The sequence below is a fragment of the Serratia sp. TSA_198.1 genome (assembly GCF_052686505.1).
Window position 1 is genome coordinate 25,485 of record NZ_JBQZFP010000008.1, and the last position, 18,580, is coordinate 44,064.

General features: G+C 58.5%; 15 protein-coding genes. 9 read left to right on the forward strand and 6 right to left on the reverse strand.

Features of this window, described 5'->3' with window-relative positions; genetic code table 11:
* Positions 1-5: 5 nt before the first annotated feature.
* The 3 genes from fhuA to hrpB all read right to left on the reverse strand — a co-directional run bounded on the left by fhuA (position 6) and on the right by hrpB (position 7,615).
* Complete coding sequence (fhuA, locus tag ACUTSW_RS22735; RefSeq protein ID WP_445585437.1) at positions 6-2,201, reverse strand: ferrichrome porin FhuA; 2,196 nt, start codon at positions 2,199-2,201, stop codon at positions 6-8.
* A 248-nt stretch (positions 2,202-2,449) separates the two neighbouring features.
* Positions 2,450-4,954, reverse strand: coding sequence for a bifunctional glycosyl transferase/transpeptidase (gene mrcB / locus ACUTSW_RS22740; RefSeq protein ID WP_445585438.1), 2,505 nt, complete (start codon positions 4,952-4,954; stop codon positions 2,450-2,452).
* A 222-nt stretch (positions 4,955-5,176) separates the two neighbouring features.
* On the reverse strand, positions 5,177-7,615 hold the full coding sequence (gene hrpB, locus ACUTSW_RS22745) for an ATP-dependent helicase HrpB (RefSeq protein WP_445585439.1): 2,439 nt from the start codon (positions 7,613-7,615) through the stop codon (positions 5,177-5,179).
* A gap of 80 nt (positions 7,616-7,695) precedes the next feature.
* On the opposite strand from hrpB, the gene thpR reads away from it, so the two are divergent.
* From thpR to folK, 6 genes are all read left to right on the forward strand, one after another.
* Positions 7,696-8,238, forward strand: coding sequence for an RNA 2',3'-cyclic phosphodiesterase (gene thpR / locus ACUTSW_RS22750; protein ID WP_062868587.1), 543 nt, complete (start codon positions 7,696-7,698; stop codon positions 8,236-8,238).
* Positions 8,235-8,942, forward strand: coding sequence for a DNA/RNA nuclease SfsA (sfsA, locus tag ACUTSW_RS22755; protein ID WP_063200511.1), 708 nt, complete (start codon positions 8,235-8,237; stop codon positions 8,940-8,942). The genes thpR and sfsA overlap by 4 nt, the downstream gene beginning before the upstream one ends.
* A gap of 182 nt (positions 8,943-9,124) precedes the next feature.
* Positions 9,125-9,580, forward strand: a complete 456-nt coding sequence (dksA, locus tag ACUTSW_RS22760; protein ID WP_004947862.1) for an RNA polymerase-binding protein DksA — start codon at positions 9,125-9,127, stop codon at positions 9,578-9,580.
* Between the two features lie 195 nt (positions 9,581-9,775).
* On the forward strand, positions 9,776-10,675 hold the full coding sequence (gene gluQRS, locus ACUTSW_RS22765) for a tRNA glutamyl-Q(34) synthetase GluQRS (protein ID WP_445585440.1): 900 nt from the start codon (positions 9,776-9,778) through the stop codon (positions 10,673-10,675).
* Between the two features lie 61 nt (positions 10,676-10,736).
* Positions 10,737-12,290 (forward strand): polynucleotide adenylyltransferase PcnB, encoded by a 1,554-nt coding sequence (gene pcnB / locus ACUTSW_RS22770; RefSeq protein WP_071990204.1) that lies wholly within the window; start codon positions 10,737-10,739, stop codon positions 12,288-12,290.
* A complete protein-coding gene (folK, locus tag ACUTSW_RS22775) occupies positions 12,290-12,790 on the forward strand; it encodes a 2-amino-4-hydroxy-6-hydroxymethyldihydropteridine diphosphokinase (protein WP_004947882.1) in 501 nt (166 codons plus the stop codon). Before pcnB ends, folK begins: the two co-directional genes overlap by 1 nt.
* 24 nt (positions 12,791-12,814) lie before the next feature.
* Here the strand turns inward: folK and qseC are convergent, their stop codons facing one another.
* Together qseC and qseB are read right to left on the reverse strand one after the other, a co-directional pair.
* Positions 12,815-14,173: a quorum sensing histidine kinase QseC gene (gene qseC / locus ACUTSW_RS22780; RefSeq protein ID WP_445585441.1), complete on the reverse strand. Its 1,359-nt coding sequence runs from the start codon at positions 14,171-14,173 to the stop codon at positions 12,815-12,817.
* Positions 14,170-14,832, reverse strand: coding sequence for a quorum sensing response regulator transcription factor QseB (qseB, locus tag ACUTSW_RS22785; protein WP_445585471.1), 663 nt, complete (start codon positions 14,830-14,832; stop codon positions 14,170-14,172). Before qseB ends, qseC begins: the two co-directional genes overlap by 4 nt.
* Positions 14,833-14,991: 159 nt before the next feature.
* Between qseB and panB the strand changes: the two genes are divergently transcribed.
* The 3 genes from panB to panD all read left to right on the forward strand — a co-directional run bounded on the left by panB (position 14,992) and on the right by panD (position 17,179).
* Positions 14,992-15,786, forward strand: a complete 795-nt coding sequence (gene panB / locus ACUTSW_RS22790; RefSeq protein WP_445585442.1) for a 3-methyl-2-oxobutanoate hydroxymethyltransferase — start codon at positions 14,992-14,994, stop codon at positions 15,784-15,786.
* Between the two features lie 22 nt (positions 15,787-15,808).
* Complete coding sequence (gene panC, locus ACUTSW_RS22795; protein WP_063200498.1) at positions 15,809-16,663, forward strand: pantoate--beta-alanine ligase; 855 nt, start codon at positions 15,809-15,811, stop codon at positions 16,661-16,663.
* Positions 16,664-16,798: 135 nt separating this feature from the next.
* Positions 16,799-17,179, forward strand: a complete 381-nt coding sequence (gene panD / locus ACUTSW_RS22800) for an aspartate 1-decarboxylase (protein WP_004947897.1) — start codon at positions 16,799-16,801, stop codon at positions 17,177-17,179.
* A 36-nt stretch (positions 17,180-17,215) separates the two neighbouring features.
* Here the strand turns inward: panD and ACUTSW_RS22805 are convergent, their stop codons facing one another.
* Positions 17,216-18,496 carry a polysaccharide deacetylase family protein gene (locus ACUTSW_RS22805; protein WP_445585443.1) on the reverse strand — a complete coding sequence of 427 codons (1,281 nt, stop codon included), beginning with the start codon at positions 18,494-18,496 and terminating at the stop codon, positions 17,216-17,218.
* Positions 18,497-18,580 lie beyond the last annotated feature (84 nt).

Below are 18,580 nucleotides of genomic sequence, written 5' to 3' on the forward strand. Positions count from 1 at the left end.
TCCGGTTAGAAGCGGAAGGTTGCGGTGGCGACCACCTGACGTTCTGCGCCCCAATAGCAGGCGTAGTCGCGATAACAACTTGAAACGTAAGTCTTATCAAACAGGTTGTTGATATTGACGCCTACTGACGAGCCCGGCAGGCCAAAACGCGCCAGATCGTATTTGATGGTCGCATCCACCAACGTGTAATCCGGTACTTTGAAGGTGCTGTTGTCACTGTTGAAGGATGAGCTGGACCCCACATAACGCACGCCGGAACCCAGGGTCAGACCGCTGACGGCCGTTTCGTGGAAGGTGTAGTCCGCCCACAGCGACGCCATATGTTTAGGGATCTCGGTGGTTGGCTTGCCCTGATAAGTGTTGTCCTTGGTGTATTTCGCGTCGGTGTAGGTGTAGGAAGCGATCAGGTTGACGTTGGCGTTCAACGCCGCCTTGGCCTCCAGCTCTACGCCGCGCGAGCGGATCTCACCGCTCTGGACGCTGAACTGTGCGTTATCCGGATCCGGCGTCAGGTTGTTGTTTTTGGTCAGTTGGTACAGCGCACCGGTCAGGACAATAGGACGATCTTTCGGCACGTATTTCACGCCGGCCTCGTACTGCTTGCCAATCGACGGGATAAACGTCTGCCCGTTAGCGGAGGTATCCAACGTCGGTTCAAATGACTCGCTGTAGCTGAAATACGGCGTGATGCCGTTATCAAACAGATAGTTCAGACCGCCACGCCAGGTGAACTGGCCGTCCGAGCGTTCGTTGGTATAGTTATCGATGCGGTTATTGGCCGAGGTTTTGGCCCAGTCATAACGGCCGCCCAGCGTCAGCAACCATTGGTTCCATTCGCCCTGCTCCTGCACGTACAACCCCGTCTGTTCCTGACGGTTCAGGTAGTTATACGGGAAAGTCACGGTGGTGGCGTCGTTGCCGTATTGCGGATCGGTCATGCTCAGGCTGTCGGCAGAACCGAAGCCGGAGTTGATGTCATTGCGCATGCGCGAATAGTCGACGCCAAACAGCAGGGTGTGGTCGACATAGCCGGTTTTCAGCCTGGCCTGCGCCTGGGTATCCACCGAGAAGCTGTTCAGGTGCTCCTTCGACTGCACATAGGCGCGGTTCAGCGTGGTCGGGGCCGTCGCGCTAACGCCGCTGCCATAGATGCTCTTCATGTCGCTTTCCAACTGCATATAACGCAGGTTCTGGCGCACCGCCCAGGTGTCGTTGAACGCATGTTCGAAGCTATAGCCGATCATGCGCTGCTTGCGCGCAAAGTAATTGCTTGCTTCACCGTCGTTGAAACTGGTTGGCAGCTTGCTGCCGTCCGGCAGCGGGATCAGCGTACCCTGCTTCGGCAGCCAGCCGTAGAAACCGGTATAGGGATCGTTTTGGATATTGGCCAACAGCGTAAAGTTGGTCTTGTCATCCGGCCGCCAACTGAATGACGGCGCAATTGCATAGCGCTTCTCTTTCGCCATGTTCTGCTGCGCATCGCTGTCTTTCGCCAGGCCGGTCAGACGGTAGGAATAGACGCCGTTATCATCCAGCGCATCGCTGAAGTCAAAGCCGGTCTGGAACAGATTGTCGGTGCCCATTTTAAATTGGATTTCGTGCAGCGGTTCGGTGGTTGGCCGCTTGCTGACCATCGCCACTAGCCCACCCGGGCTGCTCTTGCCGTACAGCACCGATACCGGGCCGCGCAGCAGTTCCGCTCGCTCGAGGAAATAAGGATCGACCGAAGCTTCGCTATAGTTGTCGCCCTGCAGACGCAGGCCATCCAGATACTGGTTGGTATTCACCGCCGGGAAACCGCGAATGGCCACCGAATCATAGGTGGTGGAACTGCCACGGCTGGCATAAACCCCTGGCGCATAAGCCAGCGCGCCTTTCACCGTATCCGGCTGGCGCATATCCATCTCTTCACGCGTGACCACGGAAACCGACTGCGGGTTCTTTTCAATCGGCGTATCGGTTTTGGTACCGGTGGCGCTGTGTTTGGCCACGTAGGTGCCGACCGGCCCCCAGGCGCTTTCCTGTTGCGGCTGGCTGCTGCCCACCACGGTAAGGGTATCTTCTTTGGCTACCGGATTGGCTTCAGCGGAAAATGCCGGCATCGCCAGCGTACCCAGCGCGGCAGCGATAGTGATCGCCAACCCACTAACGGGAGAACGGCCCTTCATGGCCTGCGGTGAGAATGGACGCTTGGTCAGCATAGGTGGTTTCTCTGATGAATTATTTGATAACGAATGTAAACGATAATAATTATTATAAGCGACGCATTTTATGCAGAAGCCAAATTAAACTGCAAGTCGAATTCAGCCAATAAACAGGTGGGGGATTAACCGTTTAACCGTATTAACCTGATGGAAATAAACTGCGCGGAAAATAAAAAAGCCCGCAACCGAAGTTACGGGCCTGCAACAAAAAACCTTTCGGCAACGGGGAGTAACCGCTCGCCAACTTACTGGCCCTGGCCGAACATATCCTTGATCCAGCCGGCGACGCCGTCAGCGTCTTTTTGCTCACCCGCCGGCTGTTGCTGCTGTTGTTGCTGCTGAGCGGCCTGGCTCGCCTGACACAGCCCTTGCGGATTATCGGTCCACACCGGGATGCTGCGCCCGCCCTCGCCACAGACAAAGTTACCGGCGGAGTCGATGCCAATCTGGTTGATGCCTTCCGGCGCCTGCAGCATCAGCGGCAGCGGCGTCTGGTTTTCCAGATAGCGACGATAGAGAGTCAGCGCACCGTTGGCACCGGTCAGCTTGGCCGGACCGTTGTTATCACGGCCAACCCAGGCGATAGCCACTTCTTTACCGTCGATACCGGCAAACCAGCTGTCGCGCAGATCGTTGGTGGTACCGGTTTTCGCCGCCAGGTTGTAGTTGGGGAACTTCACCGACAGAGAACGGGAGGTCCCGCGCGCTACGCCCTGCTGCATGGCGTACAGCGTCAGGTAAGCGGCCTGAGCCGGCACCATGCGTTCCGCTTGCGGGAAGCTCTGGTACAGCACCGAACCGTCTTCCGCAATCACCGAACGCACCGCAGACAGCGGCGCACGGTTACCGCCGCTGGCGATGGTTTGGTATTCCTGCGCCACTTCCATCGGCGTCAGGCCAATCGCCCCCAGCAGCATCGAAGGCACCGGATTGATTTCCGCTTTCGGAATACCCAGGCGCTGCAAGGTAGCGCTGATTTGATCCAGCCCGACCGCCATGCCCAAATTCACCGTCGGCACGTTGAGCGAGAAGGCCAGGCCATCCACCAGCATCACCTGTCCACGGAATTTGCGGTCGTAGTTGTTCGGCTGCCACACGCTGCCATTCGGCTGTTTCAGCGACAGCGGCTGGTCCGCCAGCCAGGTATTCAGGCGGTATTTGTCCGGCTCGGAAAGCGCGGTCAAGTAGGTTGGCGGTTTGGCCAGCGACCCGACCAGGCGGCGTGCCTGCATCGCGCGGTTAAAACCGGCGAACTGCGGATTGGCACCACCAACCATGGCACGCACCTCACCGCTGAAGCGATCGACAATCACCATCGCCGCTTCCAGATCGTTAAGATGGCGGGCGGCACGCAGCGCCGGAATGCCGTCTTCGACCGCTTTTTCCGCCGCATCCTGAGATACCGGATCCAGCGTGGTGAAGATTTTCACCCCGGACAGGTCGTTCACCTTGTCGCCCAGTTTGGCCTGCAGTTCCTGACGCACCATCTGCATAAACGCCGGCTGCGGCGTGATCACCCCGCCCTTCGGCTGCACGCCCAGCGGCCGCGCGCTGAGCATGTTGTACAGCTCGGCATCGATAACCCCCTGATTTTGCAACAGCTTGAGCACCAGATTGCGGCGCTCCAGCGCCAGCGTCGGGTTGCGCCACGGGTTATACAAGGACGCGCCTTTCACCATCCCCACCAGCAATGCTTGCTGATCCAGACTCAGTTCATCCACCGGGCGGCCGAAGTAATACAGGCTGGCCAACGGGAAGCCGCGGATCTGGTCGCTGCCGCTCTGGCCGAGGTACACCTCGTTCAGATACAGCTCAAGAATACGGTCCTTGCTGTAACGGTAATCCACCAACAGCGCCATGTAGGCTTCGTTGACTTTACGCCATAGCGAGCGTTCGTTGGTCAGGAACAGGTTCTTCACCAATTGCTGCGTCAGGGTACTGCCGCCCTGCACTGCACGCCCGGCGGTCAGGTTCGCCAGCATCGCACGGCCGATGGAGTAAGGGCTGATGCCGTCATGCTCGTAGAAATGGCGGTCTTCGGTGGCAATCAGCGTATCCACCAGCAGGTCCGGGAAACCGGCGCGCGGCACGAACAGCCGCTGTTCACCGTTCGGTGACTGCAACATGGTGATCAGGCGCGGATCGAGGCGGAAGAACCCGAAGTTACGCTGGTTCTCCATGTTTTCGATTTTCGCCAGACGGTTGTTCTGGAAATCCAGACGGGCGTGGATTTGCCCCTCTTTGCCATCCGGGAAGTCAAACGGACGGCGCAGCATCTCGATGCTGTTGGCCTGCACGGTGAACTCGCCCGGCCGGGTCATGCGGCTAACCTGGCGGTATTGCATACCTTCCAGCAGATCGACCATTTCCTTCTTGCTGTACGGCATGCCCGGTTCCAGGTTGACCATGCGGCCATAAACCGCGGCCGGCAACTGCCAGACCTTGCCGTCAATGCGACTGCGGATCTGGGAATCCAGGTACACGCCGTAGATCGCCAACAGCACCGCGACCACCAGAATCAGTTTGATAAGCAGGCCAAGCCAACGGCGTTTTTTACGCGGCGGAGTCGCTTTTACCTTACGCGGCACGCTTTCCTCCTCGTCTTCATATTCATCATCGTCATCTTGCTGCTCGTCTTCCTCGTAATCGTCATAATCGTCGTCTCGGCGACGGCGCGGCGGTTTGCCCGACGCGGTGCGTTTTGGTTGTTTCCCTTTGCGCCCGATGGGCTCGCGGTCATCCCCAGCCATTGCTGTCATTCTCCAGACTTGGCGGCACTGCCGGCCATTATTAGTCGCTTAATCTGTCCCGACGCCAGGCCGCTGAACAGAAGAAACATCTGAATTCTCCCCCCTAAATAATTGGCGTTGCATCAAGGTGGCAAGAGAGCTTATCCCGATGAGCTTACTCTAGTAAGTGATTCGGGTAAGTGAGCACAGCCAACACAGATGCGGCGTCAAGTATGACGGGGGTTACTGATATTTTTTCGTGCGCCGCGTGGGGGCGGTATTCGCCGGATCATCCGGCCACACGTGTTTCGGGTAGCGCCCTTTCATCTCTTTCTGCACTTCCCGGTAGGCACCTTGCCAAAACGCCGCCAGATCGCCGGTGATTTGCAGCGGCCGGTGTGCCGGTGAGAGTAACTCAAGCACCACCGGGATGCGACCCTCGGCCAGCATTGGGCTGCGCTGTTCACCGAACACTTCCTGTAAACGCACCGCCAGCGCCGGCGGTTTGCCGGCATCATAGCGAATCGGCAAACGGCTGCCGGTCGGCACAGTGTAATGAGTGGGCAGCGCATTATCCAGCCGCTGCTTTTGCTGCCAGTCCAGCAGGCGCGCAAGGGCCTCGGCGATATTGACCTGCTTCAACCCGCGCATATCGCGTACGCCATTCAGGGAGGGCAGCAGCCATTGCTCCAGCCTCTCCAGCAGCGACTCATCATCGACCGCTGGCCAGGCAGCCTCCGGCAGCCAATTTTGCGCACACTGCAAACGCAGACGCAGCTGTTCGGCGGCGGTATCCCAGTTGAGCACCGCGATACCCTGGGCGCGTACCCAGTTGAGCAGCGCCAGTTGCAATTCTTCATCGGCCGGTTTGGCCAACGGCTGCGCCCGCAGCGTCAGACGGCCAATCTGCTGGCGTTTCCAGGCGCGCAGCGTGCCCTTTTCTTCATCCCACTCCACCGCGGTTTGCTGGGAAACGATCGCCGGCAGTTGCGCCGCCAGCGCATCAATCTCCACCGGCAGCGCCAGCAGAATGCGCGCATCGGGGCTGTTGTGGCCCTGCAGCAGGCTTGGCGCGATCAGCCACGGCGCACGCGACAGCGCCTCATCCTGATTCATCGCCGCCCCCATGCCGTTGGCCAGCAGATAACGGCCATCCTGACCGCGCCGCTGGGCGATGCGGTCGGTAAACGCCAACGCCAGCAGGCTCGGCGCCAAATCTGCATCAATCTGCCCGCTTCGCGGCTGCAAACGCCGCGCTAACTGGGCAGCACGGCGCTGCCAGTTTGGCTGTGGGCGGCTCAGCCAGTAGCCGATATCCATCTGCCCATTGCGTGGCGGTTCCTCCAGCAGCGCAGCCAACGCCGCAGCGGTCGCCAATCCATCCGTCCCCTGCTCTGCACCCTGGGTCAGCATCGCCGCCAATCGCGGTTCACAACCCAGCATAGCCATCTGCCGGCCCCGTGCGGTTAATTTGCCGCCGTCGTCGGTAGCGCCAAGGTGTTGCAGCAGCTTTCTTGCCGCCGCCAGCGCCGTCTCCGGCGGCCGATCGAGCCAGGTCAATTGCCCAACGTCATGGCAACCCCACTGCAACAGCTCCAGCCAGAAGCCGGCGAGATCGCTTTGCAGGATTTCCGGTTCGGCATGTTCCGCTGCCCGCTCCGCCTGCTCTTTGGCAAACAGGTGCCAGCAAATACCGGGCTCCAGACGCCCGGCACGGCCGGCGCGCTGGATCATCGACGCCTGGCTGATGCGCTGCGTCACCAGCCGCGTCAGGCCGTTACGCACGTCATAACGCGCCACGCGCTCCAGCCCGCTGTCCACCACCAACCGAATGCCTTCGATGGTCAGGCTGGTTTCGGCGATGTTGGTCGCCAGCACCACCTTGCGACGCCCGGCCGGCGACGGTTGAAGCGCTTTTTGCTGCTGCGCCAGCGGCAATGCGCCATACAGCGGGCACAGGTCGGTATCGGCCGCCACCTCACCGTTCAGCCGCTCCAGCACCCGGTTGATTTCCGCCACGCCGGGCAGGAACAACAGCAGCGATCCGCGCTGTTCGGACAGAAGGCGTTTCACCGCCGCCGCCACGCCATCCTCCAGCCGTTGATGGCTGGCCAATGGCTGATATTGGCGTTCAACCGGGAAGCTGCGCCCCTCGGACACCACCACCGGCGCTTGCGGCAGCAACTGCGTCATGCGGGCGTTATCCAGCGTCGCCGACATAATCAGCAGTTTGAGATCCTCACGCAGCCCCTGTTGCACGTCCAGCAACAGCGCCAACGCCAGATCGGCCTGCAGGCTGCGTTCATGGAATTCATCGAGGATCAGCAGCGAGACGCCCTGCAACTCGGCGTCCTGCTGCAACATGCGAGTGAGAATGCCTTCGGTCACCACCTCCAGCCGGGTATGCGGCCCGCTTTTGCTTTCGGCGCGCATGCGGTAACCCACGGTCTGGCCCGGTTCTTCCCCCAACTGTTGTGCCAACCGATACGCCACGTTTTTCGCCGCCAGCCGGCGCGGCTCCAGCATGATGATGCGGCCCGGCAGGCCGGCTTTAGCCAGGATTTGCAGCGGTAACCAGGTCGATTTACCGGCGCCGGTTGGCGCGTGCAGCAACACCTGCGGGGCGGATTGCAGCGCAGTGAGCAATTCATCAAGAACCGCACTGACGGGCAGTGAAGACACAGAACTCTCCGTAGTGGTTAACATTGGGCGGCGCACATTGTAGCATTAGACTCTGCGTTTCATTCATTTGCCGGGTATCTATGTCCAGTTCGCGCCGCCTGTTTTTCGCCCTGACCTTACCGGATGCACTGCAGCAACAGGTGATTCGCTGGCGCGCCGAAGCTTTCACGCCCGAAGCCGGTCGGCCAGTCGCCGCAGCCAACCTGCATCTGACGCTGGCGTTTCTCGGTGATGTCAGCGCGCAAAAGGAAACCGCGCTGAAAAAGCTGGCCGGCCGCATTATCCAACCCGGCTTCAGCATGATACTGGACGATCTTGGCCACTGGCCACGCCCTGGCGTGGTATGGCTTGGCACCCGCCGCGCACCGCGAGGGGCGTTGCAACTGGCGGAGCTGTTGCGATCGCAGGCGGCCCGCAGCGGCTGCTACCAAAGCCCGATGCCGTTTCATCCGCACATCACCCTGCTGCGCTCTGCCACGCAACCGGTAGCCGTGCCGCCCGCAACGCCGGGCTGGACCTTCAGCGCCGACTCCTTCACCCTGTACCAGTCGGTATTTGAGAACGGTCGCACGCGTTATCACCCGCTGGAACAATGGCCTTTAGCCCATCAGGATACCCCATGATTTTCACCCCACCGCTACGTTCCGCCACGCTGATTAAACGCTACAAGCGCTTTCTGGCCGACGCGATTACCCCGGAAGGCGAAACATTTACCCTGCACTGCGCCAACACGGGTGCCATGACCGGCTGCGCCACCCCAGGCGATACCCTTTGGTATTCCACTTCGGATAACGCCAAGCGCAAATATGCCCACAGCTGGGAGTTGACGCACACCCAACAGGGGGATTGGATCTGCGTCAACACCCTTCGCGCCAACGGATTGGTGCGCGAAGCCATCGAACAGAATTTAATCAATGAATTATCCGGTTACAGTAAAATCAGCGGCGAAGTAAGATATGGCAGTGAAAACAGCCGTATCGATTTGTTATTACAGGCAGAAAACAGGGTTAACTGCTATATTGAAGTTAAGTCAGTCACATTACTGCAACAACAACGTGGTTACTTCCCTGATGCGGTAACGCTCAGAGGACAAAAGCATCTGCGTGAGTTGCTCGGCGTGGTTGAAAGCGGGCAGCGGGCGGTTTTGTTTTTTGCTGTGTTACATAGCGGTATTGAACAGGTCGCACCGGCACATCATATAGATGAGCGTTATGCGGCACTGTTGGCACAGGTTCGGCAGTTGGGAGTAGAAGTCGTTTGTTATGGGGCTAAATTATCACCTGACGGTATATCTCTCTGCGATAAGTTACCGTTTTTTATCGATTAGCGGCACCGGGCACCAATAATTCAACAACCGGTCATCGCGTCGCCAAATACGCCTTCCTTCACAGCATTGTCAAGCAGGCGACAGGAATAATTGCCAACCTACCTTCCATCTGTTATTTATAGCGGCCTGTTTTTCCCCCGCATTGGGGATTCGATAGTGCGTGTGTATGTAGGAGAAGCAACATGCAAGAAGGGCAAACCCGTAAAACCTCGTCCTTGAGCATTCTCGCCATCGCTGGGGTGGAGCCGTACCAAGAGAAGCCGGGCGAAGAGTACATGAACGTCGCCCAGTTGAAGCATTTCAAGCTTATTCTTGAAGCGTGGCGCAACCAGCTCAGGGACGAAGTGGACCGTACTGTATCGCATATGCAAGACGAAGCGGCCAACTTCCCGGATCCGGTAGACCGTGCCGCGCAGGAAGAAGAGTTCAGCCTTGAACTGCGTAACCGTGACCGTGAACGCAAACTGATCAAAAAGATCGAGAAAACGCTGAAGAAAGTGGAAGACGAAGATTTCGGCTACTGCGACTCCTGCGGCGTGGAGATCGGTATTCGTCGCCTTGAAGCGCGTCCGACTGCCGATTTGTGCATCGACTGCAAGACCCTGGCAGAAATCCGCGAAAAGCAGATGGCCGGCTAATACCGCTACTCTAAATGATTGGAGCTGCATCAAGGCGGCAAGATTGCGCATCCCGATGAGCTTACTTCGGTAAGTGATTCGGGTAAGCAAGCGCAGCCAACACAGATGCAGTTTCAAGCATAACGAGTATGTTACCGCTGTGGTGCACGCTCCAACGTGCGCCACACAGAGAAAAGGGAACCTTTCCCCTCTGATATGCAAGAAAGTCATTATGTGGGGCGCTTTGCCCCATCGCCTTCCGGGGATCTGCATTTCGGCTCGCTGATTGCCGCTCTGGGAAGCTACCTCCAGGCTCGTGCCCAACGCGGGCAGTGGCTGGTTCGCATTGAAGATATTGACCCTCCGCGCGAAGTCGCCGGTGCGGCCGCCCGTATCTTATCCGCACTGGAACACTATGGTCTCCTCTGGGACGGCCAGGTCATCTATCAATCCCAACGTCACGAAGCCTACCGCGCAACCCTGGATCAGCTGCAACAACAGGGGCTTAGCTATTTCTGCAATTGCACCCGCAGTCGTATCCAGCAAATTGGCGGTTTGTATGACGGCCACTGCCGTGATTTGCATCTTGGTCCGCAGGGCGCCGCTATCCGTTTACGTCAATCCACACCGGTTTACGCCTTTCACGATCGCCTGCAAGGCGAGTTGCGGGCCGATCCGGCTCTGGCGAGGGAAGATTTTATCATTCGCCGACGCGATGGGTTGTTTGCCTATAATTTGGCAGTGGTGGTTGACGACCATTTCCAGGGTGTGACCGAAATCGTGCGCGGCGCCGATCTGATTGAACCGACGGTGCGCCAGATTGCGCTGTATCATCAGTTGCAGGCGCCGGTCCCCGCTTATGTGCATTTGCCACTGGCGCTGGGCGCAAACGGCATCAAGTTGTCGAAGCAAAATCATGCACCCGCGCTGCCCGAAGGCGATCCTCGCCCGGTGCTGATCGCCGCGCTGAAATTTCTGCGTCAACCGCTACCGGAAAGCTGGCAAGATCTTGACCTGTCGTTATTATTGAGCTGGGCTATAGCACACTGGAAGCTGGAAAATGTGCCGCGCCAGGTGGATGAAAACACATCGGCATTCTCAAAGGAGCTATGGTGAGCTATGATTAGCCGCTATTTTTTGTTAGCTCCATTTTTATCAGTCACTATCGAGGTGTACCATTTTTACCCGAGTAGCCAATTTCTGCCGTAAGGTACTAATCCGCGATGACAAGCTGCCCCGCGAGGATGCGCCGGTGAGCGATAAAAAGGTAATCCGCGAAGAAAGCGTGGTGGCTGAACAGCCTGCCGCGCCGCAACAACAACGGCACGCCGAAAGCGGCAGAGAAGCCCCTGCCCGCCGGCCTGCGCCGCGTAAGCGCCCACCTTTTCCCGCAGCGGAGGGAACCGGCCCCATGACCGTGATCCCACGCGATCAACATTCAATCTCACGCAAAGACATCAGTGAGAATGCGCTGAAGGTGTTGTACCGCCTGAACAAATCCGGCTACGAAGCCTATCTGGTCGGTGGCGGCGTGCGCGATTTGTTGCTCGGCAAAAAGCCGAAAGATTTCGACATCACCACCAACGCCACGCCAGATCAGGTGCGCAAGCTGTTCCGTAACTGCCGCCTGGTCGGCCGCCGTTTCCGTCTGGCGCACGTGATGTTCGGGCCGGAAATCATCGAGGTTGCCACTTTCCGCGGCCACCACGAGCAGCAAACCCCGGAATCAGACAAGAATTCTTCCCAGCAGGCCCAAAATGGCATGCTGTTGCGCGACAACATCTTCGGTTCGATCGAAGAAGATGCCCAGCGCCGCGACTTCACCATCAACAGTCTGTATTACGGCGTGGCGGACTTTACCCTGCGTGATTACGTTGACGGTATGCGTGACCTGCAACAGGGCGTGATTCGCCTGATCGGCGATCCGGAAACCCGCTACCGGGAAGATCCGGTGCGCATGCTGCGTGCGGTGCGCTTTGCCGCCAAGCTGGACATGAGCATCAGCGACGAAACCGCCGAGCCGATCCCACGCCTGGCTTCGTTGCTGCATGAGATCCCGCCGGCACGTCTGTTTGAGGAATCGCTCAAGCTGCTGCAGGCAGGTTACGGTTACCCAACCTATTTGAAACTGTGCGAATACCAGCTGTTCCAGCCTCTGTTCCCGCAGATAGCACGCCACTTCACGCCTAGCCATGACACGCCGATGGAGCGCATTCTGGCACAGGTGCTGAAAAACACCGATTATCGGCTGCAGAACGACATGCGCGTCAATCCGGCGTTCCTGTTTGCTGCTATGCTTTGGTATCCGCTGCTGGAACATGCGCAGAAACTGGCGCAGGAGAGCGGGCTGGCGTATTACGACGCCTTCGCGTTGGCGATGAATGACGTACTGGACGAACAGTGTCGCTCGCTGGCGATCCCGAAACGCATCACCACGTTGGTTCGCGATATCTGGCAGTTGCAGTTGCGCCTGTCTCGCCGTCAGGGCAAGCGTGCGCACAAGCTGATGGAACACCCGAAATTCCGCGCCGCTTACGATTTGCTGGCGCTGCGCGCCGAAGTGGAAGAAAACCAGGAAATGCTGCGTCTGACCGAATGGTGGGGCGAGTTCCAGGAAGCCACGCCGGCGCGTCAAAAAACCATGTTGAGTACTTTGGGTGACGACCCCGCGCCACGTCGCGCGCGTCAGCGTCGCCCTCGCCGCCGGACGCCGCGTAAAGAAGGAGCATAATGATCCGCGTTTATATCGCGCTGGGGAGTAACCTGGCGCAACCGCTGCAACAGGTAAAAGCCGCACTGGAGGCGCTGGAGCATCTTCCGCGCACCCGATTGATCCTTTGTTCGTCGTTTTACCGCACCAAGCCGCTGGGGCCGCAGAACCAGCCGGACTTTCTCAATGCGGTGGTGGCGCTGGATACCTTGCTGCCCGCCGAACAACTGCTCGATCATACCCAAGCGATAGAACGCAATCAGGGCCGTGTGCGCAAAGATGAGCGCTGGGGCCCGCGCACCCTCGATCTGGACATCATGCTGTATGGCGAGCAGGTTATTCATACCGATCGCCTGACAGTGCCGCATTACGGCCTGAAAGAACGCGAGTTCATGCTCTACCCGCTGGCGGAAATCGCCCCCGAATTGGTGTTCCCTGACGGTGAGTCGTTGGCCAGTTGCCTGAAGCGCGTGCCGGAGAACGGCATGGAACTTTGGCATCAGCCCAAGCAAAAAGCCTGAGTCGGGCGCGGCATGCGGCGCCCCCTACAGCATCACCTGAGCGACAAACCCGCCTTCTGCCCGGTTGGCAAAGCTGATGCGCAGCCCGTGCAAACCGGCGATGCGCTGCACGATAGACAGCCCCAACCCGCTGCCGGTTTGCTCCTGGCCCGGCGGACGATAAAAACGCTCCCCCAGCCGTACCAGGTGCTCCGCCGTTATCCCCGGCCCATTGTCTTCGACCGCCAGCAAGCGCTCTGTAAGCCTCACAGTGACGGTGCCGCCCGCAGGCGTGTAACGTACCGCATTGTCCACCAAATTACGCACCAGCAGCGACAGCAGCAGCGCTTGGCCCTGTAACGGTGCCGGCATGCCCTGCTGTTCGTAACGCAACGTGACGCCGGCGGCGTGAGCATGACGATCCTGCTCCGCCAACGTCATCGGCACTAGCCGACTCCAGTCGACCGGCTCCAAATCGGCCAGATCCGACAGTGAATCCAACCGCGACAGCGTCAGCAACTGATCGACCAGGCGGGTGGCACGATCGATGCTCACAGTCAGATTGCCCAGCGCATGCTCGCGCATCGGCTCATCGTCACCGGCCAATTGCACCACTTCCGTCTGCACCCGCAGCGCCGCCAATGGGCTACGCAGCTCATGGGCGGCATCGGAGGTAAAACGCCGCTCACGCACCAGCAACGCATTGATGCGCGCAAACAGCGCGTTCAGTGCATCCACCAGCGGCCTGACTTCGGTCGGTACCTGACGCGCATCCAGCGGCGTAGCGTCGTCAGGCGCGCGCTTACGCAGCCCGGCGGCCACCACGCGCAGTGGGCGCAGTTCACGCCCCACCATCAGCGCGATCAACAGCATCAGAATCGGCAACGTCACCAACCACGGCACCAGTTGCCCGGTGACCATACCCAGCGCCATATCCCGCCGGTAATCCCACTCTTGGCCGACCACGATACGATAGCGGCCGTCCGGGCTGGTCAGCCACAGCAGCCGCCAACTGTCGTCATCGCCCCGCCTTTCGCCATCGGTAAAGCCTTCACGCTCGCCGTCAAAGAGGAAATCCGCGCCGTTTTCACCGTCATTGAGCAACATCTTGCCGTTGCGGTCGAAGATCGCGAACGCCAACGCGTCGTCATCCTGCTTGCCTCGCTTGCCGTGATGCACCAGCTTCTTGGTTTTCGGCAGGCTACGCACGCTTTCGTCGGCCAGCAGATCGCCCAGATTGGCGGTCGCCAGGCGCTTGGCAAACAGCATCTGCTGGGTATCAAACACTTCATTGATGTTGTTGCGCGTCATCATCCACGCCACCAGGCTGGCGGAACACCAGGTCACCAGCGCCAGCAGGCTGAAAATCAGGATCAACCGCAACCGCAAGCTGAGATGTTTCACTCTACCTCCCCCAACGTGTAGCCCACGCCGTGAATGGTACGGATAAAACCGTTACCCAACTTGCGCCGCAGGTGATGAATATGCACTTCCACGGCATTACTGCTGACTTCGTCATCCCAGTTGTACAGTTTTTCCTGGATCAGCGACCGCGCCAGCACTCGTCCCTTGTTATGCAGGAACAGCTCCAGCACCGCCAGCTCACGCGGCGTCAAGGTTACCGGCTCGCCGTTGCAGCTCACACTGCGAGTGGCCGAGTCAAACACCAGATTGCCATGCACCAGTTGCGGCATCAGTTGGCCATGACGGCGGCGGATCAACGCCTGCAGGCGCGCCGCAACTTCCGTCAGGGCGAAAGGTTTGCACAGGTAATCATCGGCACCGCTCTGCAGGCCGCTGACCCGCTGCTCCAGCGCATCGCGCGCGGTAAGGATCAGCACCGGCACATCATGGCCGGCCTGGCGCCACTGGCGCAATAAATCCATCCCATCCATGCCCGGCAAGCTGAGATCGAGGATCACCGCATCGTAAGGTGCGCTTTCCAGCGCGCTTTTGCCGACCACCCCGTCGGTAAACCAGTCCAGATTAAAGCCGAGTTTGGTCAACCCGGCTTTGATGCCGTCACCGATTAACTTGTCATCTTCTATCAGCAGAATTCGCATGCTCATCCCTTTTTCGCTATTACATCACAAGGTTCTTAAGAACCCCTTAAGCTTCATGATCTGCGCTACCCACCCCGTTAGGGTTACAGTAGAATGACAGCACTTTTTTGCAGCCAGGGCCCTGCGCGTACCGCGCGGCTCTATTCAGGAGACGTAGTGATGAAACCCACCACCGTGACCCACTTGCGCCAGTGGAAACAGGAGCAACGCAAGTTTGCTTCACTGACCGCCTACGATGCCAGCTTTGCCCAACTGTTTGAAGAGCAAGGCGTTAAAGTACTGCTGGTGGGCGATTCGCTGGGCATGACGCTGCAGGGCCACGACTCCACGCTGCCGGTCACCGTCGCCGACATCGCTTACCACACACGGGCCGTACGCCGTGGTGCCCCAGCCTGCCTGCTGCTGGCTGACATGCCTTTCATGAGTTACGCCACCCCGGAACGGGCCTTCGTCAACGCCGCCGAACTGATGCAGGCCGGTGCCAATATGGTGAAACTGGAAGGTGGCAGCTGGCTGTGCGAAACGGTGAAAATGCTCACCGAGCGCGCAGTGCCGGTGTGCGGCCACCTCGGCCTGACGCCGCAGTCGGTGAACGTGTTCGGGGGCTACAAGGTACAAGGCCGTGACGAGCTCGCTGCCAAACAACTGCTGGAAGATGCGCAAAATCTGGAGCTGGCCGGCATGCAACTGCTGGTGCTGGAGTGCGTACCGACCGAACTGGCGCGCAAGATCACCGAAGCGCTGTCCATTCCGGTGATCGGCATTGGCGCCGGCAACGTGACCGATGGCCAGATCCTGGTGATGCACGACGCCTTTGGCATTACCGGTGGCCATACGCCGAAATTCGCTAAAAACTTCCTGGCGCAAAGCGGCGATATTCGCCTGGCGGTGCAACAGTACATGCAGGAAGTGGAGCAAGGCGCTTACCCCGCTGAAGAACACTCTTTTAATTAAGCGATCGTTCCAGGAGCTATCAATGATTATTATCGAAACCCTGCCTTTGCTGCGTCAGCAGATCCGCCGCTGGCGCCAGGACGGCAAACGCATCGCGTTGGTACCGACCATGGGCAATCTGCACGAAGGCCATATGACGCTGGTTGATGAAGCCCGCGCGCGCGCCGATATCGTGGTGGTCAGCATTTTCGTGAATCCGATGCAGTTCGAACGCCCTGACGATCTGGCGCGCTACCCGCGCACCCTGCAGGAGGACAGCGAAAAGCTGACCCGCCGCAACGTCGACCTGGTATTCGCACCGGCGCCGGCCGATGTCTACCCGCAGGGGCTGGAACAGCAAACCTATGTCGACGTGCCGGGCATTTCCACCATGCTGGAAGGCGCCAGCCGCCCCGGTCATTTCCGCGGCGTCGCCACCATCGTCAGCAAACTGTTCAATCTGGTTCAGCCGGATCTGGCCTGTTTTGGCGAGAAGGACTACCAGCAACTGGCGCTGATCCGCAAGATGGTGGCGGACATGGGGTACGACATCGATATCGTCGGCGTGCCGACCGTGCGCGCTAAAGACGGCCTGGCGCTCAGCTCGCGCAACGGCTACCTGACTGCCGAAGAACGCAAAATCGCCCCTCAGCTCAGCAAGATCATGAACGCATTGGCAGAACAACTCAGCAACGGCGAGCGCCACATCGACGATCTGCTGGAGCAAACCGCCGCGCACCTGCGCGCCGCCGGTTTCACCCCGGACGAACTGTTTATCCGTGACGCAGACAGCCTGCAACCGCTGGGTGTTGAAAGCCAACGCGCAGTGGTACTGATGGCCGCCTGGCTGGGCAAGGCGCGCCTGATCGACAACCAGCAGGTTGACCTGACGTTGTAAGCTACTTTTTGTGCAATCGTCACTGTTTCAGCCCCTCTGAAAGTAGACATGGAGGGACTTATCGGTGACGATAAACGCCGGATGGATGTTCAACCTCAATCGCCTGTGAAGGCTGATACTCAGTTAGGTAAAGTTATGATACGTACTATGCTGCAAGGCAAGCTGCATCGGGTGAAAGTGACTCAGGCCGACTTGCACTATGAAGGCTCCTGCGCCATCGATCAGGATTTCCTGGAGGCCGCAGGCATTCTGGAATATGAAGCTATAGATATTTATAACGTTGATAACGGTCAGCGTTTCTCGACCTACGCCATCGCCGCTGAACGCGGTTCGCACATCATTTCGGTCAACGGCGCCGCGGCACGTTGCGCCTGCGTGGGCGACAAACTGATCATCTGCTCTTACGTGCAAATGAGCGATGCCGATGCCCGCCAGCACCACCCGAAAGTCGCCTATTTCGAAGGTGACAACAACCTGCAACGCAAAGCGAAAGCCGTGCCGGTTCAGGTAGCCTGAGAATAAAAACGGGCGCCTTTCAGCGCCCGTTTCCTGTTATTGCACCACCACCGCCCCCGGCTTGTTGGCTATCCTGTCCGCCATGGTCTGAATGGAGTCGGTACGCAGAATATACAGCCGCTTCAGCGTATACGGATTATCCCCCGGCTTTACCTTACCCTGCACCGTGGTCACCGCCATGTGGAAACCAGCGTCTTTCGCCGCCTGTATCGCCCGCTGATTGTAGCCGCCAAACGGATAGGATACGTACAACACGTGCGGATTAAACTGCGACAGCGCGCGGCGCGAACGCTCAAAATCGAATTCGATATTGTGCAGCGAACGGCTCAGCAGAATAGGCTGACGGTTGCCGTCGGTACGGTGCAAGAAATGCGTATGTGACTGCACGTCGAACACGTCCTGTATCTGCTTCAGTTCGGAAATGCTCATAAACTGCAGCGAGTCCGGGTTCCACTTCTGCGGATGGCGTTTGATGCGCGAAGAAATAATAAACGCCGTTGCGCGGAAGCCGTAGTCCTTCAATACCGGATAGGCATAGCGATAGACCGACTTCAGCCCGTCATCAAAGGTCAACACCACCGCCTTGCCCGGCAGATTGATCTGATTCTTCAGGTAGGCTTCCAACTGGTACAGGGAAATGGTGTCATAACCGGCCTGCTTCAGGTAGGTCATCTGGTTGCTGAACGCCACGTCCGAAGTGGTGGTCGAGGTATGGCGGAAACGCTTGTTCTCTTCGTTTTTCAGCAGATGGTGGTAGGTCAACACCGGAATGCCGGTGTCTATTTCGCAATCCAGCTCGCTGATATAGCCCAGACGATCGCCAATATTGATCTCATACCAGGTATTGTTCAGTCGATCCTTCAGTTTGCCGATGATCGGATAACGCAGATTCTCTTCCAGCACGCCAAACACTTCGCTGGCGTTATCCGCCTCGGTATAGACGTTGATCGCCTTCTGAGTGATCAGGTTCTGATTGGTCAGCGGCTTATTCAGCTCACCGAGATCGTCTTGCACCTTGCGTGATTTTTTGAGGTTGCGCACGTCGTCTTTATCGATAAACCCCGTGCCGTGACCAAACTTGAATTCGTAATATTCCGCATCCGCCGGGAACACCTGAATCAGCTGCCCCTGCTTCACTTCTCCGACCGGGATAACATGCTCGCCAATCAGCGAATAAACCTCACTGTCGCGTTGCGCTTCCATATATTCAGATTTAACAGCGCTGTCTTCCGACAACAAATTTGCCAGCGTCGCCGGAGAAGCGAGTGACATCAGGATGCCGAGTAGCCCAGCCGCTATCTTGTGTTGAGGCCGCATGGTTATGTTCTGCTTACGAGTGCGTGATAAAAATGGAGAAAATGTGGAGCGCCAGCATAGCACGATTTGAACATCGGGGAGAAA